Below are 23,936 nucleotides of genomic sequence, written 5' to 3'. Positions count from 1 at the left end.
CAGGATACATGTGTCTATTGTAAGAGACAATTCAGGTCGGCGACACGTGTGTCTGTAAGGGGAACTCAAACAACAGGAGGTCGCAGTGAACGACGCATCCAAGCGAGATTTTCTGAAACTGGGCATGGCCGGGCTTGCAACGGCGGGCGTGATGACCGCTGTCAGCGCCGAAAAGGCGGCGGCACAAGCCGCATCCGACAGCGTTCTGCGCACCGCGCTTGACCGCGGCAAGCTGATCGTCGGCACCGGCAGCACCAACGCGCCATGGCATTTCGAAAACGATGCCGGCGAGCTGGTCGGCATGGACATCACCATGGGCCGCATCCTGGCCAAGGGTCTGTTCGACGATCCGAGCAAGGTCGAGTTCGTCATGCAGGATCCGGCGCAGCGCATCCCCAATGTCACCACCAACAAGGTCGACATTACCATCCAGTTCATGACCATGACCGCGCAGCGCTCGCAGCTGATCCACTTCTCCAGGCCATACTATGTCGAGGGCGTCGCCCTGCTGACGCTGCCGACGGCGGAAAACAAGACCTTCGACAAGCTGCTCGCCGGCGGTTCGGCGACGCGCATCTCGATCCTGCAGAATGTCGATGCCGAAAGCTCGGTCCATTACGCCCTGCCGGAGGCGCAGGTGCTGCAGATCGACACCCAGGCCAATGTGCTGCAGGCACTGGAATCGAAACGCGCCGATGCCGCCGCTGTCGATCTTTCAACCGTGCGCTGGCTGGCCTCGCGCAACCCCGACAAATATTTCGATGCCGGCAAGAGCTGGTACTCGATGCTCTACGGCGCGGCGGTCAGGCAGGGCGACCTGGACTGGCTGACCTTCGTCAACCAGACCTTCACCATCGCCATGTTCGGCCATGAGACCGCACTCTACGACGCCGCCTTCAAGGACTATTTCGGCCAGGAGCCGCCGGCCCGCCATCCCGGTTTCCCGGTTGTCTGACAAGCGCTGGCGGAAGGGTTAGCCCTTCCGCCTTCTAGTTCGCATCGCCTTGGTTATTGCGGGAGACGCATGGGCTATACGCTCAACTTCAACCTGATCTGGCGCCATTTCGACAAGCTGTGGGGCGGCCTTCTGCTCAGCCTCGAGCTTGCCGTGATTTCGATTGCCATCGGCGTCGTCATCGGCCTGGTGCTGGCGGTCTGGTATGTCTCGGCCGGACGCGTGGTGCGCGCCATCATTGCGGCTTACGTCGAATTCATCCGCAACGTGCCGCTGATCCTGCTCGTCTATCTTGTCTTCTACGGCCTGCCGACGGTGATCGACGTCGCCTACGACGCGCCGACCTCGTTCGTGCTGACGCTGTCGGTCTATAGCGGCGCCTATCTGGTCGAGGTGTTCCGCTCCGGCCTGGAAGCCGTGCCGCGCGGCCAGCTCGATGCCGGCAAAGCCATCGGCCTGACGCCCTGGCAGCGGCTGGTTCATGTGCGCCTGCCGACCATGCTGCGCATCACGCTGCCGGCGCTGTCCAACACCTTCATCTCGCTGTTCAAGGACACGTCGATCGCCTCGGTGATCTCGGTGCCCGAGCTCACCTTCGGCGCCCAGTGGATCAACTTCAACACCTTCCGCATCGTCGAGGTCTATCTGGTGACGACGGCGATGTATCTGGTGACCGGTTACACCCTGCTCTTCGGGCTGCGGCTGGTCGAACGCCGGTTCAGGGCTGCGCGCTGACATGCTGAGCCAGATCCTCTACGCCGTACCGTTCCTCGCCCAGGGCTTCGCCATCACCTTGTGGGTGTCGCTGCTGGTCGTGGTGCTGTCGCTGATTGCCGGCGTCGCGCTCGGCGTCGGCCTGGTCTACGGCCCGGCGCCGGTGCGCTGGGCCGTGCGCATCTTCTCCGACACCATCCGCGGCATCCCGATCCTGGTGCTGATGTTCTTCGTCTATTACGGCCTGCCGGCCATCGGCCTGCATCTGCAATCCTTCTCGGCGGCGGTGTTGGCGCTCACCTTGTTCAAGACCGCGCAGGTCATTGAGTATCTCCGCGGCGCCGTCGGCTCCATTCCCAAAGGGCAGTCCGAGGCGGCGATGGCGATTGGGCTGACTTTTCGCCAGCGGCTCACCTACGTCATCTTTCCGCAGGCCTTCCGGCGCTTCCTGCCGCCCTGGATCAACGGCGTCACCGATGCGGTCAAGGGCAGCGCCCTGGTCTCGCTGCTCGGCATCACCGACCTGATGCAGGCGATCAACCAGGTCATCGGCCGCACCTATGAGGCGATGCCGCTCTACATCCTCGGCGCCTTGATCTATTTCGCCGTCAACTATGCGCTTTCCTACGCCAGCCGGCGGCTGGAACGGCGCTTTGCCTTCATCCGGGACTAGCACGATGGCCACAAGCTCGAACGACAATGCTGCCCTTCTCGACATTGCCGGGGTCTCGAAAGCCTTTGGTTCGGTCGAGGTGCTTCGCTCGGTCAGCCTCAAGGTGGACAGGGGCGAGGTGGTCACCGTCATCGGCCCTTCCGGCAGCGGCAAAACCACCCTGCTGCGCTGCGTCAACTTTCTCGAAAGCTACGACTCAGGCTCGATCCGCATCGACGGCAAGGAGGTCGGTTTTCGTGAGGCCGGCGCGCGCCAGCGGCGCAGCGAGCGCGACCTTGCCAAGCGCAGCGAGCGCGACCTTGCCAATATGCGCGCCGAAACCGGCATGGTGTTCCAGAGCTTCAACCTGTTTCCGCACCTCACCGCCGCCGGCAACATCATGCTCGGCCTCACCAAGGTGCGCGGCAAGAGCAAGGCCGAGGCGCGCCAGATCGCCGAGCATTGGCTGAGCCGCGTCGGCCTCGCCCACAAGGCCGACAGCCTGCCGGCGGAACTCTCCGGGGGCCAGCAGCAGCGCGTCGGCATAGCGCGGGCAGTCGCCATGGAGCCGAAGATCCTGCTGCTCGACGAGATCACCTCCGCGCTCGATCCCGAATTGGTCGGCGAGGTGCTGGCCGTTGTGCGCAGCCTGGCCGAAGACGGCATGACAATGGTGATGGTCACGCACGAGATGGCCTTTGCCCGCGACGCTTCGAGCCGCATTGTCTTCATGGCCGATGGCGGTGTCAGCGCTGTTGGCCCGCCGAAGGAGATCCTTGCCGAAGAGACCACCAATGAGCGCCTGCGCTCTTTCCTGGCGCGGTTCCGCGCCTCGCATTTCTGACATGGGCGGCCCAAAGCAATTCCAGGAAAAGTGTAAGCGGTTTTCCCGGGAAAAGCGCGAAGCGCTTTCCCTTGGGAATTGCGTAAAACAACAGGCCGGCCCAAGGAGAATTCTTCCATGACGCCTTACATCCGGCTCGCCGAGCTCGGCCTGACGCTGCCCGAGCCGCCGACGCCGATCGCCAATTTCGTCACCCATGCGGAAAGCGGCCGGCTGATCTTTCTTTCGGGTCAAGGGCCGCTGCGCGCCGACGGCACGCTGTGCACCGGCAAGGTCGGCGAGGACGTCACCGTCGAGCAGGCCTATGAGCATGCCCGCCTCACCGGCCTCAACCTGCTCGCCGTCATGCACGCCGCCGCCGGCGATCTCGGCCGCATCGTGCGCGTCGTCAAATTGCTCGGCTTCGTCAATGCGACGCCGACCTTCAGCGACCACCCGAAAGTGGTCAATGGCTGCTCGGACCTGTTCGCCAGCGTCTTCGACAAGATCGGCGGCCATGCCCGCTCGGCGATCGGGGTCGGCTCGCTGCCTGGAAACATCACCGTCGAAATCGAAGCGGTCGTCGAGATCGCCGCCTGACCGTCAAGGGATTGCTGAACATGAAAACCTATTCCGACACCGGCTCCAACACCACGATCCGTGAACGGCTGGGACTGCGGCCGATCATCAACGTCTCCGGCACGATGACGACGCTCGGCGCCTCGATCATCGTTCCCGAGGCGATCAGCGCCATGGCCGAGATCGCCTCGCAATGGGTGGAGATGGACGATCTGCAGCGCGCCGCAAGCGTGATCACCGCCCGCCTCACCGGCGGCGAGGCCGGCTTCATCACCGCCTGCTGCGCCTCAGGCATCACAATGGCGATCGCCGGGGCGATGACCGGCACCAATTTGCTGGCGATCGAACGGCTGCCCGACGATACCGAAGGGCTGAAGTCCGAAGTCGTCATCCAGCTCGGCCATATCGTCAATTACGGCGCACCGATCGACCAGTCGATCCGCGTCGCCGGCGCCAAGGTCATTCCGGCCGGCACGGTCAGCGTCACGCAGGATTATCATGTGCGCGAGGCTATCAACGAGCGCACGGCGGCGGCGCTCTACGTCGTGGCGCACCACACCGTGCAATACGGCATGCTTTCCATTGAGGAATTCTGCGATATCTGCCACGCCAGGGGCGTGCCGGTGATCGTCGACGCGGCTTCCGAATATGACCTGCGCAGCTTCCTGGCGCGCGGCGCCGACATCGTCGTCTACAGCGGCCACAAATTCCTTTCGGGGCCGACCAGCGGCATCGTCGCCGGCCGCAAGGATCTCGTCCGCGCCGCCTATCTGCAAAACCGTGGCGTCGCCCGCGCCATGAAGGTCGGCAAGGAAAGCATCGCCGGCACGATGGCGGCGCTCGAAGCCTGGGAAAAGCGCGACCATGCCGGCATCCGCCGACGCGAGGAAGCGGCGCTCCATCTGTGGAGGGATTCGCTGCAGGGAATACCCGGCATCGTCGCAAACATCATTCCCGACCCGACCGCCAATCCGCTCGACCGGCTGCAGATCTTCGTCTCCCCCGAAAGCCGCTTCAGTGCCGCCGGCCTCGCCTCGGCATTGGCGGCCGGATCGCCGCCCATCATCGTGCGCAACCACGAAGTCGAGCGTGGCCATTTCTTCCTCGACCCGTGCAACCTGCACCCAGGCGAGGCCGAGATCGTCGCCGAACGCCTCCGCGCCGTGCTCACCGCGGCCGACAGGCCGGCGGATGCGATGAGACAGCCGCGAAAGGATTCATCCGGCGCCCTGCGCTGGCCGGACTAGGCTGCGGCGGCCGCCATCCTTGCGGGCCAGCCCGAATTCCGCTAAGGCGCGCCTTTACCGCCGGGAGCATGCGCTTGACCGACCACCGCGCCGACGTCGCCATCATCATGGGCAGCCAGTCCGACTGGGCGACGATGCGCCACGCCGCCGAAACGCTGGAGGCGCTGGGCATTCCGCACAAGCGGCTGATCGTCTCCGCCCACCGCACCCCGGACCGCCTCTATGATTTCGCCAAAGGCGCCAAGGCGGCCGGCTACAAGGTGATCATCGCCGGCGCCGGCGGCGCCGCCCACCTGCCCGGCATGACGGCGGCGATGACGCCGCTGCCGGTGTTCGGCGTGCCGGTCGAATCGAAGGCGCTGTCCGGCCAGGATTCGCTGCTCTCCATCGTCCAGATGCCGGCCGGCATTCCGGTCGGCACGCTTGCCATCGGCAAGGCGGGTGCGGCCAACGCGGCCCTTCTGGCGGCCGCCGTGCTGGCGCTGCACGACGAAAAACTTGCCGCCCGCCTGGATGCCTGGCGCACCGCCCAAACCGCCAGGGTCGCCACCGAACCGACGGACGCGCCGTGAGCCTGCCCGCCGGATCGAGCATCGGCATCATCGGCGGCGGCCAGCTCGGCCGCACGCTGGCTGTTGCCGCAGCGCGCCTCGGCTACCGCACAATTATCCTCGAACCGCAGGCCGATTGCCCGGCGGCTCAGGTCGCCAACCGCCAGATCACCGCCGCCTATGACGATGCGGACGCCCTTGCCGAACTGGCGGCAGTCAGCGCCGTCGTCACCTACGAATTCGAGAATGTGCCGGTAGCGGCTGCCGGCGCGCTCGCCGCCAAGGTCCCGGTCTATCCGCCGCCCAGGGCGCTGGAAGTCGCCCAGGACCGGGTGGCGGAGAAGCTATTCCTGAACGGCATCGGCATCAGGACAGCGGATTTCCGCTCCGTCGACAATGACGACGAGCTGACGGCGGCGCTGAGAGAGTTCGGTGGCAGCGGCATCTTGAAAACCCGCCGCATGGGCTATGACGGCAAGGGCCAGCGCGTCTTCCGCAACATGGAGACGGGCGGCTTTGCCGGCACATGCGAGACCATGGGCAATGTGCCGCTGATCCTCGAATCCTTCGTCGCTTTCGAGCGCGAAATCTCGGTCATCGCCGCGCGCGGGTTGGACGGCGCGGTCGCCGCCTACGATCCGGCTGAGAACGTCCACCGCGACGGCATCCTGCATACCTCGACCCTGCCGGCCCAGATCAGGCTGGAGACGGCGGCGACGGCACAGGGGTCGGCAGCGAAAATCCTGGCGGCCCTCGACTATGTCGGCGTCATCGGCGTCGAGTTCTTCGTTCTTGCCGATGGCACGCTGCTGGCCAACGAAATGGCGCCGCGCGTGCACAATTCCGGCCACTGGACGGAAGCCGCCTGCATCGTTTCGCAATTCGAGCAGCATATCCGCGCCATTGCCGGCCTGCCGCTGGGCAACCCTGGCCGGCATTCAAACTGCATCATGGAAAACCTGATCGGCGACGATGTGCTGCGCGTACCCGCTTTGCTCGCCGAGCCCGATCTGATGCTGCATCTCTACGGCAAGGCGGAAGCGCGCCCAGGCCGCAAGATGGGCCATTTCACCCGCATCAGCCGCCGTAGCTAAGCCATTCCGGCACTTTGCGCGAGGGCGTGGATCGAGCCCTATTGCAGCTCGTCGTTCAGATCCCCGTCCTCGTCGGGGCTGGCGCAACTCGCATCGCCTTCCCTACAATTGGCGCCCGCGGTGAGCTGTTTGATGCGCTGGTCCGTCAGTTCGGTCAGGCATTGTGAAACCTCCATCGGATGGATGGAGCCGCCCTCGCTGTCTCTCGTCGTATAGGCGCATTCGGCGTCGCGGAAGGCGATCCAGGCGCGTTGCGCGACCTGCAGCAGCTTCCTGCCCTTGTCGTCGTTGCGACCGACGAGATCCTTGTAGGCCTGGTTGAGCTTGGCATCGGCGGCCCGATAGTCCTCGCCGGCGCAGATGTTCATCATCTGCTGGCTGTCGTCGTTGCGGTCGCATTCCTGCGCCTGCGCGATGGAGGCGGCTGCCAGAACGGCAAGGCTCGCGGACACAAACAACAGGCGCATAGAGGTCTCCAAATCGGCTTGCGGGTGCCGCACCATTCCAGCCCGCCTTCGGCCGCGCAATGGCGTGGAGCCGAGATGGCGGATATTTGATGGCCAAAGCCATTCTCGGCCTCTATCCAGCACGCTTGCGGTTGACACGGGCAAGGCTCCTCGTTTATGAGCCACCGCAAGTTCAAAGGCGCGCTTTTCAGGCGCGCCTTAATAATTCGGCCCGGACAGGGCCCAGACCGACGGGCAAGACCATGAAGATCAAGAATTCGCTCAAGGCGCTGAAGGCGCGTCACCGCGACAACCAGCTGGTTCGCCGCAAGGGCCGCGTCTACATCATCAACAAGACCGCTCCACGCTACAAGGCGCGCCAGGGCTGAGTGTTCGGCCGGAGGCTCGTTGCCTCCGTCCATATGATGGTAATTGCCTGGTTCCAGGCACTTTCACGCTAATTTCAGTTTGACGATCCGCCGTCCGGGGTTAGATTCCGGCGATGCGGATTCTTTTTGCATTTTTGGCCACCCTGTTTCTTTTCGGCGTCGCTCCGGCGTCGGCGGACGATCCGCCGGCAAAGCCGCCGGTTGCCCTGACCAGGGAAGCCAGGCTCGACCAACTGTTTGCCGAGCTGAAGCGCGAGCGCAACGAAAAGGCGGCCGAGCGCATCGCCGGGCGCATCTGGGGCGAATGGTTCCAGTCCGGCAGCGCCTCGATCGACCTGATGATGCAATGGTCGCAAAAGGCGATGGACGACCAGAAGTTCGACGTCGCCCTCGACTTCCTCGACCAGGTCGTCATCCTTCAGCCAAAATATGCCGAAGGCTGGAACCGGCGCGCCACCGTCCATTACATGATGAAGAATTTCGGGAAATCGATGTCCGACATCGACCAGACGCTGCAGCTGGAACCACGCCATTTCGGCGCGCTTTCCGGCCTGGCCCAGATCATGGCCGCCACCGGCCACAAGCAATCGGCGCTCGAAGCCTGGCAGAAGGTGCTTACCATCTATCCGATGATGCGCAGCGCCCAGGACCAGGTCGCGGCAATTTCGGAAGAGCTTGCCGGCGAAGGAATTTGATTAGGCAGTAGGAATTAGGGATTAGTCAGTAGTCAGTAGTCAGTAGTCAGTAGAGAAGATTGGTCGAGACGCCACCTCCCTACTCCCTACTCCCTACTCCCTACTCCCTACTCCCCACTCCCTACTCCCTACTCCCTAGAACTTATCCCCCTCCACCCCCGTATCTCCGCGCATGAACCTCATTTACGCCGCCTGTGCTTTGCTCCTCGCGCTCGTCTTTGCCCTGGCCGGCGTCACCCGCGCCGGCGCGTGGCTGATCGAGTGGCGAAACCCGCCGGCCGGCGAATTTGCCGACATCGGCGGCACCCGCATCCACTATGTCCACGTGCCGGCGCCTCAAAATGCCGAGCTGCCGGCCATCGTCTTCATCCACGGCGCCAGCGCCAATCTCAGGGATCAGATGCTGCCGATCAGGCCTTTGCTCGAAGGCCGCGCCGAGATGGTCTTCCTCGACCGGCCGGGCTTCGGCTGGTCGGCACGCGGCCCCGGCAATGAGAGCCCGTCGGCGCAGGCCGACACCATCGCCAGGCTGATGGACCGTCTCGGCATCCACAATGCGATCATGGTCGGCCATTCGTTTGGCGGCGTGATCACCGCCGCCTTTGGCCGCGAACACCCGGAGAAGACGCTCGGGCTGGTCTTTCTGTCGCCGGTCAGCCACCCCTGGCCGGGCGGCGCGACCGCCTGGTACTACAACCTGACCGCCACCCCCATCATCGGCTGGCTGTTCTCGGAGACATTGACCTATCCGGCAGGCACGCTGCAGATGGACAGCGCCACGGCCTGCGTGTTTTCTCCCAACAAGGTGCCGGAAGGCTATGTCGGCAATGCCTCGATTCCGCTGGTGCTGCGTCCCGGCGCTTTCCGCGCCAACGCCATCGATGTCGCCGGCCTCTACGACTATACGCTGAAGGCCGCGCCGCATTACCGCGACATCACAGCGCCGACCATTGTCATCTCGGGCGACCGCGACAAGGTGGTCTATGCCTCGATCCATTCCGTCGGCCTGGTCAGGGACATCCCCGGCGCCGAGCTGATCTGGGTCCACAATCTCGGCCACAAGCCGGACTGGATCGCCCCCGATCTCGTCATCGGCGCCATCGAAAAGGTCGCCGGCAAGGTCGTCGACCTGCAGGCAATGGCAAAAACCGTGGAAGCACGCATCGCCGGCGATGCGTACAATGAGGGGCGATGCCCCGACATCACCGTGCCCGACGCGGAACTGGCCCCGACCTGATCGCAATGTATGTCCTGAAACACGGCATCAAGGGAAACCCGGAGAAGCGATGGGCGTTGCCGGACCGCATCTTCTTCGGCTATGGCGCGTGCGCCATTCTTGCCGGCGCCTTTCTCGAGCGTGCTCCTCTGGACGGCTTTTACGGCGAACGGATCATTCCTGGCGAGGGCTTTTCCGGGAACCATATTTACGCGACGAACGGCGTGATCGCGTTCGACTACCACGGCTATTCCGCCCGCGAGCGGCTTTTGGAACACCACAAGAGGGGCTGGGCGTCGCGCAATCCCGGGTGGCACTGCACGATCGCCACGGTCGATTTCGATCTGCTCGACACAGTCGACCTCAACCGGCGAAAGAGGCTGGGGCCGGACCAGTATCTGCACGACCCCGTTCCCCGGGCACGCCGCTTCCTTCAGCGCATCGATCACGCCGAAGGTGCGGCAAGAGCGCTGCGAACTGTGATGAGTTGAAGCCTCTGTCAACCTATGTTGCGGGTGGCCTGCACGTCCGACCCGACATAGGCGATGCGCAGCATGTTGGTCGAACCCGGCGTCCTCAGCGGCACGCCCGCCGTGATGATGACGCGGTCGCCCGGCTGACCGAACCCCTCTTCGAAAGCGATGCGGCAGGCGCGGTCGACCATGTCGTCGAGGTCGCTGGCGTCGGGCGAGACGACGCAATGCGTGCCCCACAAAAGCGACAGCCGCCGCGCCGTGTTGAGGATCGGCGACAGGGCGATGATCGGCACTTGCGGCCGCTCGCGCGCGGCGCGCAGGCCGGTGGTGCCCGACGCCGTATAGGTGATGATCGCCGACAGTTTCAGCGTCTCGGCAATCTCTCGGGCCGCGAGCGAAATGGCGTCGGCACCGGTTGCTTCCGGTTCCGAGCGCTGCGCGTTGATGATGCCGGCATAGGTCGGGTCGGTTTCGACCTTGGTGGCGATGCGGTTCATCATCGCCACCGCCTCGACCGGATAGGCGCCGGCAGCGGATTCGGCTGAAAGCATGATGGCGTCGGCGCCCTCGAACACGGCGATCGACACGTCGGAGACCTCGGCGCGGGTCGGCACCGGCGCGGTGATCATCGATTCCAGCATCTGCGTGGCGACCACCACCGGCTTGCCGGCCCGGCGCGCGGCGCGCGTGATCTGCTTTTGGATGCCGGGCACCGCTTCCAGCGGCATTTCCACACCGAGATCGCCGCGGGCGACCATCAGCGCGTCGGAGAGTTCGATGATTTCGGCCAGCCGGGCTACCGCCTGCGGCTTTTCGATCTTGGCCATGATAAGCGCCCGGCCGCGCGCGATCTTGCGGGCTTCCGCCAAATCCTCCGGCCGCTGCACGAAGGACAGCGCCACCCAGTCGACGCTTTCCGCCAGCACCGCATCGAGGTCCTTACGGTCCTTTTCGGTCAGCGCACCGACCGGCAGGTCGGTGTCGGGCAGGCTGACGCCCTTCTTGTCGGAAATGGTGGTACCGGCGACGACCGCGCAGGTGATAGACTTGCCGTCGCTCTTCACCGCCCTGAGCTCCAGCTTGCCGTCATCGATCAAGAGACGGTGGCCGGCCTCGACCGAGCTCAGGATTTCGGGATGCGGCAGGTAGACCCGGGTCGACGTGCCGGGCTCGGGATTGTTGTCGAGGTTGAAGGTCTGGCCCGGCGTCAGAACCTCCTTGCCGTTGGCGAACTTGCCGACGCGCAGCTTCGGTCCCTGCAAATCGGCCAGGATGCCGATCGGACGGCCAACTTTCTCCTCGACCGCGCGGATGCGGCCGACCAGCGTGCGCATCAACTCGTGATCGGTGTGGCTCATATTGATGCGGAAGACATCGGCGCCGGCTTCGAACAGCTTCTGCAGCATCTCCTCGGACGAGGAGGCAGGACCGATGGTGGCGAGGATCTTGACCTTGCGGCTACGTCTCATTGACTGTTTGTTCCCGGGGCGGCTGGAGCGCCTCCCGTTGTGGACTCATCGGTCAGCTGGACCATCCAGCTTGCCTGCTCGCCCGTGTCATATTCCTGGAATCCGGCGCGCTGGAAGCCCCGGGCGACGCAATCGGTAACGCCGGCAATCTTGAATTCTTTTTCGGCCACGCACATGTTGATCGGGCCATCCCAGCGCCCGCCGCGCTCGGCGTCTTCTGCATAAAGATAGTAAAACCTCGATGACAGCGGACCTTCGATCAGCGTCTTGCAGCTCGATCCTTCGATGTGCCACCACCCCTCGGTGATCCAGCCTGCCTTGGCGCGGTAGCCGATGCCGACGCCGACCAGGTTCTGCGTGGCGTTGCAGACGCGGAAATCGGCGCGGGCAGGCGAGGCCGCGACCAGCGCGGTGAGCCCTAGCGTCAGGGTCAGGAGCGGCACGGCAAAGGCGGTGCACGCACGCGGCCTGCCGGCGGAACCCATCCCGAAACCCCTCAATAACGTCATCTGCATCTCTCAACGCCCCTTTTCGGAAAAGTCCGGGCGCATGTCAACGCGCCGTTCTGTCCAATTCCAATCGATTTAGAAAGGCCCCCGACACGCGATCTGCCGCGCGTCACAGGATTTTCGCAGAAACCGTGGCCAAACAACGGCATTGCGCAACAGTCCTCTTCGTGGGAATGACGATACCACCCTCCCCGGAAGCCAGCGAACAGACCTTTCCAGCCAATGACCCGATCCACAGTTTTTGCGCCTTTCGATATGGTCGAAGGCGACCGCAAGCGAGGCATCGTGCTTGTCGCTGACCATGCCCGCCGCGACCTGCCGGAGGAGTATGGCAGTCTAGGCCTGCCGGCGGCGGAACTCGATCGCCATATCGCCTACGACATCGGTGTCGAGACGGTGACGCGCGAACTGGCGGCAGCGCTCGACGTGCCGGCGGTGATTGCCAATTTTTCGCGGCTGCTGATCGATCCCAATCGCGGCGAGGACGACCCGACGCTGATCCGCCAGCTCTATGACGGCACTGTCGTGCCGGGAAACTATCCCATGGCACCGGCCGAACGCGAAAGGCGGCTCGACGGCTTCTACCGGCCTTATCAGGACGCGGTCGGCGCCATGATCGCGTCGGTGGCGCACGCCTCAGGCAAAGCGCCGTTCATCTTCTCCGTACACTCCTTCACCCCTGTCATGCAGGGCTTCATCCGCCCTTGGCATGTCGGCATATTGTGGGACCTCGACGACCGCGTGGCGCGGCCGCTGATCGACATGCTGGCGCAGGATAAAAACCTCGTCGTCGGCGACAATGAACCCTATGACGGCGCGTTGCGTGGCGACACCATGTTCAAGCACGCCATCGTCAACGGCTTTGCCCATGCGCTGATCGAGATCCGCCAGGACCTGATATCAGACAGCAAGGGGGCGCTGGCCTGGGCGCAACGGCTGGCGCCGATCGTTGACGCCATCGACCGCCGTCCCGATATACATCAGGTGAAGATGTTCGGCTCGCGCACCGGGCCGCTGTGAGGATCCAAGGCAATGACCGAACTCAGCGATGACCAGAAACGCGATTTCGAGGCCGCGGCCTTCCGCCGGCTGGTCGAGCATCTGCGCGAGCGCAGCGATGTGCAAAACATCGACCTGATGAACCTCGCCGGCTTCTGCCGCAACTGCCTGTCGAACTGGTACCGCGAAGCGGCCGAGGCTGAGGGCGTCGATCTCGGCAAGGACCAGTCGCGCGAAATCGTCTACGGCATGCCCTATGCGCAATGGCAGGCGCTGAACCAGACCGAGGCTTCGGACGCCAAGAAGGCGGAATTCGAGGCGAGGCGGCCGAGGGATCATTGACGATTGGCTAGGCCCTACGCGACTTCGTCATCCTAGGGTGGAGCAGTCGCGAAGCGACGTCGCGGAAACCGTAGGATGACGAAGAGAAAGGCGCTTGACGAGAAATTGAATCGATCTAATTTGCCGCGCAAAGCCATTCCTTGACCGGATTCGAACCATGGACGCGCAAGACACCATGCAGAGCGCCATTCGCGGGCGATGGGCCGTAGCCGCGATCTTCCTCGCCAACGGCTTCGTGACCGGCAGCTGGGCGCCGCAGATTCCGGTGTTCCTGACCCGGCTCGACATCTCGAAATTCACCCTCGGTCTGCTGATCCTTCTGTTCGGCGTCGGCGCGGTCGCGGCCATGAGCTGGTGCGGCCATCTGATCTCCAGGCATGGCTCGCGCACCGTGTTGCGCTGGTTCGGCCTGTGCGGCAGCCTCGGCCTGCTGGTCGTGGCGCTGACGCCCAACGTGCCGCTGGCGTCGATCGCCATGATCATCTTCGGCGGCTCGATCGGCGGCATGGATGTCGCCATGAACGCCAATGCGGTGGTGGTCGAGCGCCGGCTCTCCCGCGCCATCATGTCGTCGTCGCACGGCTTCTGGAGCCTCGGCGGTTTCGCCGGCGGCGGTCTGGGCGGTTACGCCATCCAGACTTACGGCCACCTCGCCCATGCGGCTGTAGTCACGGTCATTGCTTTTGCCGTCATTGCCGTGGCGGTCGGCTACCTCATCGCCGAGGACAAGCCGCAGGTCGCCGAGCATCATAAATTAACGCTGCCGGCCAACCCGCTGGTCTATCTTGTCGGGCTGATGGCGCTGCTGACGATGATTTCCGAGGGCGCCGTGCTCGACTGGGCAGCGCTTTATCTCCGGCAGGAGCTCGGCGCCGACCTCGCCATCGCCGGCCTTGCCTACGCCGCCTTCTCCGGCGTCATGGCTGTCATGCGCTTTTTCGGCGACGGCGTGCGCAACCGCTTCGGCGCGGTGGCGACGCTGCGCGGCTCGGCGGTGGTCGCCGCCGCCGGCATGCTGGTCGCCGGCCTGTCGCCTTCGCCCTGGATCGCCATCGCGGCTTTTGCTCTCTGCGGCTTCGGCATCGCCAATATGGTGCCGATCATCTTCTCGGCCGGCGGCAACCAGGAAGGCATGTCGTCGGGCACCGGCATGAGCGTCGTCACCACCATGGGCTATTCCGGCATATTGGTGGCGCCGTCGGCGATCGGCTTCGTCGCCGAGCATTCCAGCTTCGGGCCGATCTTCGTCGCCATGTCGGGGCTGTTGATCGTCGTGCTTTTGATGGCCGGGCTCGCTCACCGCGCCGAATTCGCGGCCGCCCCCGCCGAATAGCGCTTCAGCTCCTCGTAGAGGAAATCCGCTACGCGGCGGATGCGCACGCTGGTGCGCACGTCGCGATGCATGGCCAGCCACACCGGCAGGCTGGGCAGTGGCAGGCCGGGCAGCAGTTTCTCCAGCGACGGGTCGCTGTCGGCCAGCGGCTCCTGGCCAAGACCGACGCCGTTTCCCGCCCGCAGCGCTTCCCACAGAACGATCTGGTTGTCGGCCCTGAAGCGGAAGCTGCTTCGGGTGACGGGGATGCCGGCTTGGGTAAAGCCCCGGATCATCTCGTCGCTGCGGTCGAAGCCGATCAGCGGGTGGTCGAGAAGATCGGCGGGCTTGAGCGGGCGGCCGTGCTGGTCGAGATAGGATTTCGCCGCGCAGCAGCAGAGCTTGATATCGCAGACCTTGCGCGCCGTCAGCTCGTTCTGCGCCGGCTTGACGATGCGGATGGCGATGTCGGCATCCCTTCGCAGCAGGTTCTCGACCTGGTTCGAGGCGACGATCTCGACCTCGATGCCGGGCTCCTCGATGCCGAGCCGCGCCGTCATCTTCGGCAGCACATAGGCCGCCACCACCTCGCTGGCGGCAATGCGCACCGTGCCTTCGATCGCCTCGACCGAGCCCAATGCCAATAGTGCGAACGCGCTCGCCTGCTCGCTCACCGCTCTGCCGCGTTCGAACAGCGTGGCGCCTGCTTCCGTCAGCGCATAGCCGCGCCGCCCGCGCCGGAACAAGGTGACGCCCAACGCCTGTTCGAGCTCACCGATGTGACGCCCGAGCGTCGGTTGGCTGGCCGACAGTTTGCGCGCCGCGGCCGACAGGCTGCCGGTCTCCGCCACGGTGACGAAACTCTTGATCAGGTTCCAGTCGATGTCTTCCATTCATTTATGAATAACAAAGCTGCATTGATAGTCAATTTTCATTCGCATATGGAGGCATCATATTCGCCGTGCAAACACCAACACGGAGAAGAAAAATGACCAAGATCGCAATTCTGGGGGCCAATGGCCGGCTCGGCCGCGTGGTTGGCAAAGCCTTCATCGACGCCGGTTTCGACGTCCGCGCCGTCACCCGCAGCGGCAAGGTCCCAGCCGAACTCAAGGGCGCCACCGCCGTCGCCGGCGATGCGCTCGACCGCGAGGCGCTGATCCGCGCCACGCAAGGCGTCGACATCATCTTCAACGGCCTCAACCCGATCTACACCGACTGGGGCAAGTGTCTGCCAATGGCGGAGAACGTCATGGCCGCCTGCCATGCCAATGGCGCGCTGCATCTTTTCCCCGGCACTGTCTACAATTACGGCTCGCCGATGCCTGAGGTGGTCACCGAAGACACGCCATTCCGTCCGACCACCGAGAAGGGCCGCATCCGCTGCGCCATGGAAGCGCTGTTTCGCCGCGAGGCCGATGCCGGCCGCGTCCGCACCATCATCCTGCGCGCCGGCGATTTCTTCGGCGGCACCGGCAGCGGATCATGGTTCGACCTCGTCGTCGCCGCCAAGATGAGCAAGGGCGTCTACACCGCGCCTGGCCCTGCCAACCTCGTGCACGAATGGGCCTATTTGCCGGACTTCGCCATCGGCTTCGTCGGCCTGGCGCGCAATCAGGGCAAGCTCGGCTTCTTTGAGGCGCTCAACTTCCCCGGCCACGCCGTCACCGACATGGACATCAAGGCCGCGGCCGAGAAGGCGCTTGGCCGGCCGCTGAAACTGACCTTCATGCCGTGGTGGGTGCTGCGCGCCGGCAGCCCGTTCGTGGCGATGTGGCGCGAGATCGTCTCGATGTCCTATCTGCGCTTCGAACCGCACCGGCTCGTGTCCGACCGGCTGGCAAGCATCATCGGCGAAGTCCCGCACACGCCGCTGGACGAGGCCGTGGCCGAGGCATTGAAGGACATCGGCATCAGCCTCGACAATGCAAAAGACGCCGCTTAAATGCATGTCGCCCAGAAGTGTGCGCGGTTCTGGGACAACGACATGCATCAAAACAAAGACTTTAGACAAAAATCTCTCTCGCGGTGCTGGCCCAATCGCTGGAAATCAGCAACCGGATGGTCATTATGAGGAGACTGTTTATAACGGTCGGCGAGATCACCATCACCAAGGGGAGACGATGCGTTACATACGTCCGCTTTCAATCGAAGACGCCGTTGGCCTGCTGGCCGACGCTTCCGGCACATCAGCCATTCTCGCTGGAGGCAGTGACCTCCTCGTTCGGATGAAGGGCGGGTTTGTCGATCCCGACCTGATCGTCGACATCAAGGCGATCGAGGGCTTGAGCGAGATCAGGGAGACGGCCGACGGCTTCAGCATCGGCGCCACCGTCCCCTGCGCCGTCCTGGGCGAGAGCTCGGTTCTGAAGAAGGCCTGGCCCGGTGTCGTCGAAGCGTCGAAGCTGATCGGCTCGAAACAGGTCCAGGGCCGCTGCACCATCGTTGGCAATCTGTGCAACGCATCGCCGGCCGCCGACAGCGTCCCGGCCTTGGTGGCCGCCGCCGCCAAGGCCGTGGTTGCCGGCCCCTCGGGCAAGCGCACCATTCCTGTCGAGGCCGTGCCGATCGGGCCCGGCAAGACCTCGCTCACCAAGGGTGAGATCGTCGAGGCGATCCTGCTCGGCAAGCGGGAGCCGCGTTCGGGCGACGCCTATCTCAGGTTCATTCCGCGCACCGAGATGGACATCGCCGTGGTCAGCGCCGGCGTGAAGCTGTCGCTCGACGAGCATGGCGTCATCACGGCCGCGCGCGTCGCGCTGGGCGCCGCGGCCCCGACCGTGCTTCTGGTGGAAGAAGCAGCCGAGGCTCTCATCGGCAGGAAGCTGGACGAGGCGGCACTTGAGCGGCTCGCCAAGATCTGCGCTGGGGCCTGCCGCCCCATCGACGACAAGCGCGGCACCATCGAGTTCAGACGAAAAGTTGCGGGCGTGCTGGCCGGACGGGCCGCGACGACCGCCTACGCACGCGCAGGAGGCAAATGATGGCCGGTGTAGCAGTTTCAACGACAATCAACGGCGATCACGTCGAATACCTTTGCCAGCCCGACGAGACGTTGCTCGACGTCCTGCGCGATCGGCTCGGGCTGACCGGCGCCAAGGAAGGCTGCGGCACCGGCGACTGCGGCGCCTGCTCGATCATTCTCGACAATCGGCTGGTCTGCTCCTGCCTTGTGCTTGGCGCTGAAGCCGAAGGCCGGCATATCGAAACCGTCGAGGGCATGGCGCATGGCGATCAGTTGCATCCGCTGCAGCAGAAATTCCTCGAGCATGCAGCCTTGCAATGCGGCATCTGCACGCCGGGCTTCCTGATCGCGGCGAAGGACCTTTTGGCCAAGAACCCCGATCCGACCGAGGAAGAAATCCGCTTCGGCCTCGCCGGAAACCTCTGCCGCTGCACCGGCTACGACAAGATCGTGCGCGCGGTCCAGGATGCGGCCAATGTGATGAAGGGAGCGCACGCATGAACTTCGATCCACGCTTTTCGGGCCGCAAATTCTCCTCCGTCGGCACGCGGCCTATCCGTCCCGACGGCGTCGACAAGGTGACGGGACGCGCCCGTTACGGCGCCGACTTCAACATGGCGGGACAGCTGGTCGGGCGTGTCCTGCGCAGCCCGCATGCGCATGCCAGGATCCTCAAGATCGACACTTCGAAAGCGGAAAAGCTGGCCGGCGTGAAAGCGGTGATCACCGCCGCCGACCTGCCCGACCTCACCGATGGCGACGCCGCCATGTATGACGTCCTCGACAATTGCATGGCGCGCGGCAAGGCGCTCTATGACGGCCACGCCGTGGCCGCGGTCGCCGCCGTCGATGCCCGCACGGCCAGGCAGGCGCTGAAGCTCATCGAGGTCGAATACGAGCTGTTGCCGCATGTGACCGATGTCGACGAGGCGATGAAGCACACCGCCCCCTTGATCAACGACACGATCTTCACCGAGGGTCTCGAGGAAAAGCCGGCAAAGCCGTCCAACGTCACCAAGCGCAGCCAGTTTGGCCATGGCGATGTCCATCAGGGCTTTGGCCACGCCGATGTCATTGTCGAGCGCTCCTTCAAGACCGAGCAGACGCATCAGGGCTATATCGAGCCGCATGCCTGCGTGGCGAGCGTCTCGTCGGACGGCACCGCCGACCTCTGGGTCTGCACGCAGGGCCATTTCGTCTACCGCCAGCATTGTGCGCAACTGCTCGGGCTGGAAGCCTCGAAGCTGCGCGTCACCTCCTCGGAGATCGGCGGCGGCTTCGGCGGCAAGACCCATGTCTGGGCCGAGCCGGTGGCGCTGGCGCTGTCGCGCAAGGCCGGTCGGCCGGTCAAGCTCGTCATGACCCGCGACGAGGTGTTCCGCGCCTCGGGTCCGACCAGCGCCACCTCGATCGACGTGAAGATCGGCGCCCGCAAGGACGGCACCATCACTGCCGCCGAAGCGACGCTGCGCTACACCAGCGGTCCCTATGCCGGCACCTGGGCCGAGATCGGCGCCATGACGGCCTTCGCCTGCTACAAGCTCGATAACGTCCAGACCGTCGGCTTCGAAGTGCTGGTCAACCGGCCGAAGACCGCGGCCTATCGCGCGCCCTCCGCGCCGATGGCGGCGTTCGCGGTGGAAAGTGCAGTCGACGAGCTGGCCAAGGAACTCGGCATGGACCCGGTCGAGTTCCGCATCAAGAACGCCGCGCAGGAAGGCACCCGCTCCTCCTACGGTCCGGTCTACGGCCCGATCGGCATCGGCCCGACGCTGGAGGCGGCCAAGCACCATCCGCACATGAAGGCGCCGCTGAGCAAGAACCAGGGCCGCGGCATGGCCTGCGGCTTCTGGTTCAATTTCGGCGGCCAGACCTGCGTGGACCTGAACATCGGCATGGACGGCTCGGTGTCGCTGGCCGTCGGCACGGTGGACGTCGGCGGTTCGCGCGCGTCGCTGTCGCTGGTGGCGGCGGAGGAGCTCGGCATCGACTATGCCCAGCTCAAGGCGGTGGTCGCCGACACCTCCTCGCTCGGCTACAACGACATGACCGACGGCAGCCGCGGCACCTTCTCGTCCTCGATGGCGACCATCTCGGCCGCCCGCAACGCCATCAAGATCCTGCGTGAGCGCGCCGCCCAGACGTGGGACATCCCCGTCGACGACGTGGTCTGGGAAAACGGCCACGCCATCGCCAAGGGCGAGAAGTACGGCAATCTTGCAGCCCTCTCGCTGAAGGAGATCGCCGCCGCGTCCGGCAAGACCGGCGGGCCGATCGCCGGCCACAGCGAGCTCGTCGCCGACGGCGCCGGCGTCTCCTTCGCCACCCATATATGCGACATCGAGGTCGACCCCGATACCGGCTCGACCAGGGTGATCCGCTACACGGTGATCCAGGATGCCGGCAAGGCGGTGCACCCCACCTATGTCGAGGGCCAGTACCAGGGCGGCGCCGCGCAAGGCATCGGCTGGGCGCTCAACGAGGAGTACATCTACGGAAAGGACGGGCGTCTCCAGAACGCCGGCTTCCTCGACTACCGCATCCCGGTCTGCTCGGACCTGCCGATGATCGACACGCAGATCCTCGAGATACCCAATCCCAACCACCCCTATGGCGTGCGCGGCGTCGGCGAAACCTCGATCGTGCCGCCGCTGGCGGCGATCGCCAACGCGGTCTCCAACGCCGCCGGCGTGCGCATGACCCACATCCCGATGTCGCCGCCACGGGTTCTCGCCGCGATCGAGGCGGAACGGGGAGGCTAGGGCAAAAATGAGGTTCTTGCCCTAATGGTCGAAGTCACGCTCTGGGGCGCGCTGGGCCAGCTCGCCGGCGGCCAGAGCAAGATCGAGGTCGAGGCCAAGGACATAAGGGAGCTGTTCAGGAAGCTGGCTGAACAGTATCCCGGCATCGAGCCCTGGATCGAGAAGGGCATTGCGGTGGCGATCGACGGTACGATCTATCGCGATACCTGGTCGAAGGAACTGCCACAGGGAGCGGAGATTTTCCTGCTGCCGCGGTTGGCTGGGGGGTGAAGTGGGGTGTCGCCCTACGTCCCAGAGCGGACCGGCATCCTCGGTCTGCGAACTTCAAGTGCAATGTCGGTCCTCGCCTAGATGCCAGTTTTGCTGACCGCGTCTTATCGGCGGCGGGTTGGCCAACAATCCAGAGAACCTGATTCGCTGGATTACTATCGGCAAGGGACATCAGTCCGCACACGGCTCTGAAGTGACTCGAGCGGGTCACCGTTTGACGGACAACACCGGCCCCTTTCTGGAGAGGCCGGCTATCGTTGATCCAGGATCATCAAGCTAGGTTTGGCGCTGAGACGTATCGGAAATTCGTTCGCGCACGGCATGCTCGGTCTTGTCTGCTGTGGACTTCACGATCTCGCCGAGCTGATCGGCTATCGTGTCTGCTTCCATATCTTGCCGGCCAGCTTCCTGCTTGATGGTCTCATAGGCGTCGGCGGCGACCTGCTTGGCCTCATCGAGGCCCCTGTCGAGCAAAGTTTCGGCGGAATCGCGAAGCTTGTCGCCATAGGCGCCTAGTTGCTCGTCCTCCGTTGCGGTATGGGGCAGCATTGCACCTATGGCGGCGCCGATGGCGAGACCGACGGCCGCTACGGCCAAGGGTTGATCCTCCAACAGATCTTGCGCGGAGCGGCTGGCTTTCGCCGCCATGTCCCCAGCCGTCGAGCTTGCATTGGCAGCGCTTCCCGTCAGACTCGCCGCAGCGGCTCTTGCGGTGCTCGATATGGTGTCGCCGGCGCTGGCAGCGCTCGAGGAGAGCGATTCCGCGGCATNGGCATCGGAGAGCGTGCCGCCCAAGCCGCCGCGCTCCCCTGCTACATCATGTTGTCCGGGCGCTGAAGGCAATCGGTAGTCATCCGAACGTTGGATGGTGTTTGAGGTACCGCTGCCGAACATCAGCCAGGCCAGACCTGCGCCCACCATGGTGACCGGCAAAGGATTGTCTCGGACCTGCGTTCTGAGATTGCTGAGCATGGCCGCGCTCTCCCCTCCCGAGAACAGCCCGGTGAACTCATCCAGCAATTGTCCAGGCGTCATCTTGCCTCGAATGGATTCGGCGGTCTCCATCACCCGAGCGCGAGCCGCCTCGGCCTCGCGTTCAAGTTCGGCTGCGGATTTCTCGTTCATCTCACCTGTTCCTTAATCGCGCTCGCGTCGCGCTTGAGCTGTCCCTGGGTCCGGTCGGGGGTAAGTTCCGAAGGCGCCATGCTGGCCGTCCCGGTCCGCAGCAGGATGACGCCGAGGACCGCCACGACCACACCGACCAGCAGGGAAGACCACCCCGCGCCAAGCCCTGCCCGCGTCAGTGCGATAATGAGCGCCTGCAGCAACACCAAGAGCGCGGCGAGCAGGCAAATCGCGCCGCCCAGCACTTCCGCAGCACCTGCTCCGGCTTTGGTAAGCTTTTCAGAGAGCTCGGCCCGAAACAGCCTCGCCTCGGTTTGCACCAGAGTGGTGACATTCTGGGCCAAATCGGTGACTAGCCCGGCAAGGCTGGGATTGTCCTGGTTATTCATCTGTCCTGCTCCGCGATCTGCGTGGCGCCATCATCGCCGACCACGCCAAAATCTTGTGGACGATCAGCGGACCAACCCTGTGGCTGATCGGTGTGTGATCTGAGGCCTCCCGGAGCGGCCTCAGAATCGGGCCTTGCCGACGGAGAAGCCTTGATGAACCGCCCGAGAGCCAATCCGGCCAACACCGATCCCGCAAGCAGGACACCGGGATTTTGCCGGCCGAAGGACTGCACGTCATCAAGGACTTGGCTAAAGGGCTTCTGTTTCAAGGACGATGAAAGCCGCTCAAGGCCACTGGCAGCATCCAAAGCGAATTTCGATGCGTTCCTTTCATCGTTGCTGGCAAGGTGATCGCTGGCCGCTCGCAGTGCACCACCCAACGCCGCCAAGCTCGATCCGATGTCGCGCTGCGCCTCCTCCGCCTTGTCGGAGATGACCTGCGTGGCTTCAGATGCATAGTCGCCAGCCTTACGGGTCACCTCGTCCCGCGCGTCGTGAAGCAACTCGCTGGCACGCTCATTTTCCTGGCGAAGTCTGTCGGAGACGTCGCTTTTCGCCTTGTCGAAATCGGTGGGCTGTCCGCCCTGATCGTTCTCATGCTGCATGAGGCCACCTAGTGAAAACCGAGGAAGGAGAGGACCGCGAGCACGACAACGATAAGGCCGATAAGATAGATGACACTGTTCATGTGCACGTCCTCCGTAGCTTTCCAACTTCGACGAACCTGCGATGTTCCGTAAGTGAGAGCATTTATCTCAGCCGAAACGAAGAGCTTCGTCAGGCACGCACCCAGTCACCAGTGAGTTGCCCTGTCCCTCGTGCGGAGCGCCAGTTGCTCCGTACGAACGGGTGCGCCCGACCCTGCGGGAACGAGTGCCGGCTGCCTCCTCTATTGCAATCTTTGCCTATTCGGCGACCCCGCCTCGGCGTACCGGCGACCAAGGAGAACTCTCCCTTGCCATCAATTGATGGTCCATCGCTCCAACGGCCCCGCGCTGGTTCGGCACCTTCGACGAAGCAATGATGAAGGCATAGGATACGGCTTGAGGCGCAAAGCGGCCTGTCATGCATGCCTCAGCTAGGCTACTGGCGAACGCGTCTCCAAGGCCAAGTCTCTACTTTGCAGAACGCCTCCCTACGCCCCCAGCGTCGGCTCCGTGTTCACCTCCAGCGCCTCTTCCGCTTCATCCTCTTCACCCAGCACCTCGCCATGAACCCCCAGCGGCCGCCCGATCCAGATCGGATCGACCAGATGGTCGCGCTTGGGGTTGGTGGTGTTGGGGTGGATGAGGATGCTGAGGCCGCCGTGGTTCAGCATCAGCCAGGGGACCAGCGTGGCGAAAATCTCGGTGGCGAAGGAGACCTGGTACATGGCCTGTTCGTGCGGGCCGACCGGCTCGTCGCGCCAGTTGCCCAGGCGCACGCGGAAGCGTTCGCCGATGCGCAGGCGCAGCCATTCGGCGTGCTGCCGCTCGGCTTGCCCGTCATAGTAGATGTGGGCGTGATAGCTGGCGATCTCGGCGAGAGGCCTTGGCGGGTTGGCGGTGTTCACCTTGATGGCTCCCTCGGTGATTGTTGTGCGGGCAGCGTATACGCAAGGGAGCGGGGTGGCCAAGGGGGGCACAGCGTGTGCTCGTCATCTCGGGTTGTGTGCGTCAAGTTCTGCAAAATGGGGCGGCCATGATGCTGGTCATGCGGCTTGGCGCAGAGCGAGCTTCTTGTGCTCGCGCAGGTCGTCCATATTGATGTATCGGTTGGCCTCCATCCAGTTTTCATTGGTCTCGACGGCCAACGCCCTGACCAGGCGCAGGCAGCTTTCGGTATTGGGGAAGATGCGCACGACATAGGTGCGCCGGCGGATTTCCTCGTTGAGCCGCTCCAGTGGTGGATTTGAGATGCTTGTGGTGCTGTCTCGGCAGCCTGAAGAAGGTCAGGGTTTGTTCGATGGCATCCTCGG

The 23,936-nt window shown here is 64.2% G+C and carries 28 protein-coding genes and 1 pseudogene; 20 read left to right on the top strand and 9 right to left on the bottom strand.

Annotation, left to right across the window (positions count from 1 at the left end; genetic code table 11):
- The first annotated feature begins 124 nt into the window (after nucleotides 1–124).
- The 8 genes from X727_RS140815 (at nucleotide 125) to X727_RS140850 (ending at nucleotide 6,615) form a co-directional block, all read left to right on the top strand.
- Complete coding sequence (locus X727_RS140815; RefSeq protein WP_023673105.1) at nucleotides 125–955, top strand: transporter substrate-binding domain-containing protein; 831 nt, start codon at nucleotides 125–127, stop codon at nucleotides 953–955.
- 69 nt (nucleotides 956–1,024) lie between these two features.
- Nucleotides 1,025–1,690, top strand: a complete 666-nt coding sequence (locus X727_RS140820) for an amino acid ABC transporter permease (RefSeq protein WP_023693641.1) — start codon at nucleotides 1,025–1,027, stop codon at nucleotides 1,688–1,690.
- 1 nt (nucleotide 1,691) lies between these two features.
- Nucleotides 1,692–2,342, top strand: coding sequence for an amino acid ABC transporter permease (locus X727_RS140825; protein ID WP_023754124.1), 651 nt, complete (start codon nucleotides 1,692–1,694; stop codon nucleotides 2,340–2,342).
- A gap of 4 nt (nucleotides 2,343–2,346) precedes the next feature.
- Entirely contained in the window at nucleotides 2,347–3,165 is an 819-nt protein-coding gene (locus tag X727_RS140830) for an amino acid ABC transporter ATP-binding protein (protein WP_023698474.1), read from the top strand.
- Nucleotides 3,166–3,282: 117 nt separating this feature from the next.
- Entirely contained in the window at nucleotides 3,283–3,744 is a 462-nt protein-coding gene (locus X727_RS140835; RefSeq protein ID WP_023673109.1) for a RidA family protein, read from the top strand.
- A 20-nt stretch (nucleotides 3,745–3,764) separates the two neighbouring features.
- Nucleotides 3,765–4,970: an aminotransferase class V-fold PLP-dependent enzyme gene (locus X727_RS140840; RefSeq protein WP_031204629.1), complete on the top strand. Its 1,206-nt coding sequence runs from the start codon at nucleotides 3,765–3,767 to the stop codon at nucleotides 4,968–4,970.
- Between the two features lie 74 nt (nucleotides 4,971–5,044).
- Entirely contained in the window at nucleotides 5,045–5,542 is a 498-nt protein-coding gene (purE, locus tag X727_RS140845) for a 5-(carboxyamino)imidazole ribonucleotide mutase (RefSeq protein ID WP_023708578.1), read from the top strand.
- On the top strand, nucleotides 5,539–6,615 hold the full coding sequence (locus tag X727_RS140850; protein WP_023834968.1) for a 5-(carboxyamino)imidazole ribonucleotide synthase: 1,077 nt from the start codon (nucleotides 5,539–5,541) through the stop codon (nucleotides 6,613–6,615). The genes purE and X727_RS140850 overlap by 4 nt, the downstream gene beginning before the upstream one ends.
- Before the next feature lie 38 nt (nucleotides 6,616–6,653).
- On the opposite strand, the gene X727_RS140855 is transcribed toward X727_RS140850, so the two are convergent.
- Nucleotides 6,654–7,082 (bottom strand): lysozyme inhibitor LprI family protein, encoded by a 429-nt coding sequence (locus tag X727_RS140855; protein WP_023834967.1) that lies wholly within the window; start codon nucleotides 7,080–7,082, stop codon nucleotides 6,654–6,656.
- 242 nt (nucleotides 7,083–7,324) lie between these two features.
- Here X727_RS140855 and ykgO point away from each other — a divergent pair, with 242 nt between their 5' ends.
- From ykgO to X727_RS140875, 4 genes are all read left to right on the top strand, one after another.
- Entirely contained in the window at nucleotides 7,325–7,450 is a 126-nt protein-coding gene (gene ykgO, locus X727_RS140860) for a type B 50S ribosomal protein L36 (protein WP_006327841.1), read from the top strand.
- A gap of 113 nt (nucleotides 7,451–7,563) precedes the next feature.
- Nucleotides 7,564–8,145 (top strand): hypothetical protein, encoded by a 582-nt coding sequence (locus X727_RS140865; protein WP_023684032.1) that lies wholly within the window; start codon nucleotides 7,564–7,566, stop codon nucleotides 8,143–8,145.
- A 172-nt stretch (nucleotides 8,146–8,317) separates the two neighbouring features.
- Nucleotides 8,318–9,382 carry an alpha/beta hydrolase gene (locus tag X727_RS140870; protein WP_023834966.1) on the top strand — a complete coding sequence of 355 codons (1,065 nt, stop codon included), beginning with the start codon at nucleotides 8,318–8,320 and terminating at the stop codon, nucleotides 9,380–9,382.
- 5 nt (nucleotides 9,383–9,387) lie between these two features.
- Nucleotides 9,388–9,852 carry a hypothetical protein gene (locus tag X727_RS140875; protein ID WP_023834965.1) on the top strand — a complete coding sequence of 155 codons (465 nt, stop codon included), beginning with the start codon at nucleotides 9,388–9,390 and terminating at the stop codon, nucleotides 9,850–9,852.
- An 8-nt stretch (nucleotides 9,853–9,860) separates the two neighbouring features.
- Here X727_RS140875 and pyk read toward each other — a convergent pair whose 3' ends face one another.
- Together pyk and X727_RS140885 are read right to left on the bottom strand one after the other, a co-directional pair.
- Nucleotides 9,861–11,306 (bottom strand): pyruvate kinase, encoded by a 1,446-nt coding sequence (gene pyk, locus X727_RS140880; RefSeq protein WP_023834964.1) that lies wholly within the window; start codon nucleotides 11,304–11,306, stop codon nucleotides 9,861–9,863.
- On the bottom strand, nucleotides 11,303–11,791 hold the full coding sequence (locus X727_RS140885) for a DUF1036 domain-containing protein (RefSeq protein WP_023832028.1): 489 nt from the start codon (nucleotides 11,789–11,791) through the stop codon (nucleotides 11,303–11,305). The genes pyk and X727_RS140885 overlap by 4 nt, the downstream gene beginning before the upstream one ends.
- 246 nt (nucleotides 11,792–12,037) lie before the next feature.
- Between X727_RS140885 and X727_RS140890 the strand changes: the two genes are divergently transcribed.
- From X727_RS140890 to X727_RS140900, 3 genes are all read left to right on the top strand, one after another.
- A complete protein-coding gene (locus X727_RS140890) occupies nucleotides 12,038–12,835 on the top strand; it encodes an N-formylglutamate amidohydrolase (RefSeq protein ID WP_023834963.1) in 798 nt (265 codons plus the stop codon).
- 12 nt (nucleotides 12,836–12,847) lie between these two features.
- A complete protein-coding gene (locus X727_RS140895; RefSeq protein WP_023690051.1) occupies nucleotides 12,848–13,156 on the top strand; it encodes a DUF1244 domain-containing protein in 309 nt (102 codons plus the stop codon).
- Nucleotides 13,157–13,313: 157 nt separating this feature from the next.
- Nucleotides 13,314–14,489, top strand: a complete 1,176-nt coding sequence (locus X727_RS140900) for an MFS transporter (protein WP_023834962.1) — start codon at nucleotides 13,314–13,316, stop codon at nucleotides 14,487–14,489.
- Here X727_RS140900 and X727_RS140905 read toward each other — a convergent pair.
- Complete coding sequence (locus X727_RS140905; RefSeq protein ID WP_023834961.1) at nucleotides 14,453–15,361, bottom strand: LysR family transcriptional regulator; 909 nt, start codon at nucleotides 15,359–15,361, stop codon at nucleotides 14,453–14,455. The two genes, X727_RS140900 and X727_RS140905, sit on opposite strands and share 37 nt — an antisense overlap.
- Before the next feature lie 95 nt (nucleotides 15,362–15,456).
- Between X727_RS140905 and X727_RS140910 the strand changes: the two genes are divergently transcribed.
- The 5 genes from X727_RS140910 (at nucleotide 15,457) to X727_RS140930 (ending at nucleotide 20,465) form a co-directional block, all read left to right on the top strand.
- A complete protein-coding gene (locus X727_RS140910) occupies nucleotides 15,457–16,413 on the top strand; it encodes an SDR family oxidoreductase (protein WP_023834960.1) in 957 nt (318 codons plus the stop codon).
- 178 nt (nucleotides 16,414–16,591) lie between these two features.
- On the top strand, nucleotides 16,592–17,452 hold the full coding sequence (locus tag X727_RS140915) for a xanthine dehydrogenase family protein subunit M (RefSeq protein WP_023816392.1): 861 nt from the start codon (nucleotides 16,592–16,594) through the stop codon (nucleotides 17,450–17,452).
- Nucleotides 17,452–17,934: a (2Fe-2S)-binding protein gene (locus X727_RS140920; RefSeq protein ID WP_023684040.1), complete on the top strand. Its 483-nt coding sequence runs from the start codon at nucleotides 17,452–17,454 to the stop codon at nucleotides 17,932–17,934. The genes X727_RS140915 and X727_RS140920 overlap by 1 nt, the downstream gene beginning before the upstream one ends.
- Nucleotides 17,931–20,195 carry a xanthine dehydrogenase family protein molybdopterin-binding subunit gene (locus tag X727_RS140925; RefSeq protein WP_023690045.1) on the top strand — a complete coding sequence of 755 codons (2,265 nt, stop codon included), beginning with the start codon at nucleotides 17,931–17,933 and terminating at the stop codon, nucleotides 20,193–20,195. Before X727_RS140920 ends, X727_RS140925 begins: the two co-directional genes overlap by 4 nt.
- 24 nt (nucleotides 20,196–20,219) lie before the next feature.
- Nucleotides 20,220–20,465, top strand: coding sequence for a MoaD/ThiS family protein (locus tag X727_RS140930; protein WP_023690044.1), 246 nt, complete (start codon nucleotides 20,220–20,222; stop codon nucleotides 20,463–20,465).
- A 276-nt stretch (nucleotides 20,466–20,741) separates the two neighbouring features.
- Here X727_RS140930 and X727_RS140935 read toward each other — a convergent pair whose 3' ends face one another.
- From X727_RS140935 to X727_RS1000000166980, 5 genes and pseudogenes are all read right to left on the bottom strand, one after another.
- Complete coding sequence (locus tag X727_RS140935; protein ID WP_023834959.1) at nucleotides 20,742–21,590, bottom strand: DUF3618 domain-containing protein; 849 nt, start codon at nucleotides 21,588–21,590, stop codon at nucleotides 20,742–20,744.
- A complete protein-coding gene (locus X727_RS140940; RefSeq protein ID WP_023693628.1) occupies nucleotides 21,587–21,979 on the bottom strand; it encodes a phage holin family protein in 393 nt (130 codons plus the stop codon). Before X727_RS140940 ends, X727_RS140935 begins: the two co-directional genes overlap by 4 nt.
- Nucleotides 21,976–22,584 carry a hypothetical protein gene (locus X727_RS140945; RefSeq protein ID WP_023822303.1) on the bottom strand — a complete coding sequence of 203 codons (609 nt, stop codon included), beginning with the start codon at nucleotides 22,582–22,584 and terminating at the stop codon, nucleotides 21,976–21,978. Before X727_RS140945 ends, X727_RS140940 begins: the two co-directional genes overlap by 4 nt.
- A gap of 530 nt (nucleotides 22,585–23,114) precedes the next feature.
- Nucleotides 23,115–23,531, bottom strand: a complete 417-nt coding sequence (locus X727_RS140950) for a DOPA 4,5-dioxygenase family protein (RefSeq protein ID WP_023690511.1) — start codon at nucleotides 23,529–23,531, stop codon at nucleotides 23,115–23,117.
- A 138-nt stretch (nucleotides 23,532–23,669) separates the two neighbouring features.
- Nucleotides 23,670–23,936 (bottom strand): annotated as a pseudogene (locus tag X727_RS1000000166980) (transposase); the annotation flags it as partial.

The sequence above is a fragment of the Mesorhizobium sp. L103C105A0 genome (assembly GCF_000502215.1).
Lineage (GTDB): Bacteria > Pseudomonadota > Alphaproteobacteria > Rhizobiales > Rhizobiaceae > Mesorhizobium.
Note: the sequence above shows the minus strand (reverse complement) of the source record. Positions and strands in the feature narration are given on the sequence as shown.

Excerpts from the sequence above, each read along its gene's own strand:
- X727_RS140815 (WP_023673105.1), top strand. The coding sequence starts at position 125 with ATGGCCGGGCTTGCAACGGCGGGCGTGATGACCGCTGTCAGCGCCGAA.
- X727_RS140820 (WP_023693641.1), top strand. The coding sequence starts at position 1,025 with ATGGGCTATACGCTCAACTTCAACCTGATCTGGCGCCATTTCGACAAG.
- X727_RS140825 (WP_023754124.1), top strand. The coding sequence starts at position 1,692 with ATGCTGAGCCAGATCCTCTACGCCGTACCGTTCCTCGCCCAGGGCTTC.
- X727_RS140830 (WP_023698474.1), top strand. The coding sequence starts at position 2,347 with ATGGCCACAAGCTCGAACGACAATGCTGCCCTTCTCGACATTGCCGGG.
- X727_RS140835 (WP_023673109.1), top strand. The coding sequence starts at position 3,283 with ATGACGCCTTACATCCGGCTCGCCGAGCTCGGCCTGACGCTGCCCGAG.
- X727_RS140840 (WP_031204629.1), top strand. The coding sequence starts at position 3,765 with ATGAAAACCTATTCCGACACCGGCTCCAACACCACGATCCGTGAACGG.
- X727_RS140855 (WP_023834967.1), bottom strand. The coding sequence starts at position 7,082 with ATGCGCCTGTTGTTTGTGTCCGCGAGCCTTGCCGTTCTGGCAGCCGCC.
- ykgO (WP_006327841.1), top strand. The coding sequence starts at position 7,325 with ATGAAGATCAAGAATTCGCTCAAGGCGCTGAAGGCGCGTCACCGCGAC.
- X727_RS140865 (WP_023684032.1), top strand. The coding sequence starts at position 7,564 with ATGCGGATTCTTTTTGCATTTTTGGCCACCCTGTTTCTTTTCGGCGTC.
- X727_RS140870 (WP_023834966.1), top strand. The coding sequence starts at position 8,318 with ATGAACCTCATTTACGCCGCCTGTGCTTTGCTCCTCGCGCTCGTCTTT.
- X727_RS140875 (WP_023834965.1), top strand. The coding sequence starts at position 9,388 with ATGTATGTCCTGAAACACGGCATCAAGGGAAACCCGGAGAAGCGATGG.
- pyk (WP_023834964.1), bottom strand. The coding sequence starts at position 11,306 with ATGAGACGTAGCCGCAAGGTCAAGATCCTCGCCACCATCGGTCCTGCC.
- X727_RS140885 (WP_023832028.1), bottom strand. The coding sequence starts at position 11,791 with ATGGGTTCCGCCGGCAGGCCGCGTGCGTGCACCGCCTTTGCCGTGCCG.
- X727_RS140890 (WP_023834963.1), top strand. The coding sequence starts at position 12,038 with ATGACCCGATCCACAGTTTTTGCGCCTTTCGATATGGTCGAAGGCGAC.
- X727_RS140895 (WP_023690051.1), top strand. The coding sequence starts at position 12,848 with ATGACCGAACTCAGCGATGACCAGAAACGCGATTTCGAGGCCGCGGCC.
- X727_RS140900 (WP_023834962.1), top strand. The coding sequence starts at position 13,314 with ATGGACGCGCAAGACACCATGCAGAGCGCCATTCGCGGGCGATGGGCC.
- X727_RS140905 (WP_023834961.1), bottom strand. The coding sequence starts at position 15,361 with ATGGAAGACATCGACTGGAACCTGATCAAGAGTTTCGTCACCGTGGCG.
- X727_RS140910 (WP_023834960.1), top strand. The coding sequence starts at position 15,457 with ATGACCAAGATCGCAATTCTGGGGGCCAATGGCCGGCTCGGCCGCGTG.
- X727_RS140915 (WP_023816392.1), top strand. The coding sequence starts at position 16,592 with ATGCGTTACATACGTCCGCTTTCAATCGAAGACGCCGTTGGCCTGCTG.
- X727_RS140920 (WP_023684040.1), top strand. The coding sequence starts at position 17,452 with ATGGCCGGTGTAGCAGTTTCAACGACAATCAACGGCGATCACGTCGAA.
- X727_RS140925 (WP_023690045.1), top strand. The coding sequence starts at position 17,931 with ATGAACTTCGATCCACGCTTTTCGGGCCGCAAATTCTCCTCCGTCGGC.
- X727_RS140930 (WP_023690044.1), top strand. The coding sequence starts at position 20,220 with ATGGTCGAAGTCACGCTCTGGGGCGCGCTGGGCCAGCTCGCCGGCGGC.
- X727_RS140940 (WP_023693628.1), bottom strand. The coding sequence starts at position 21,979 with ATGAATAACCAGGACAATCCCAGCCTTGCCGGGCTAGTCACCGATTTG.
- X727_RS140945 (WP_023822303.1), bottom strand. The coding sequence starts at position 22,584 with ATGCAGCATGAGAACGATCAGGGCGGACAGCCCACCGATTTCGACAAG.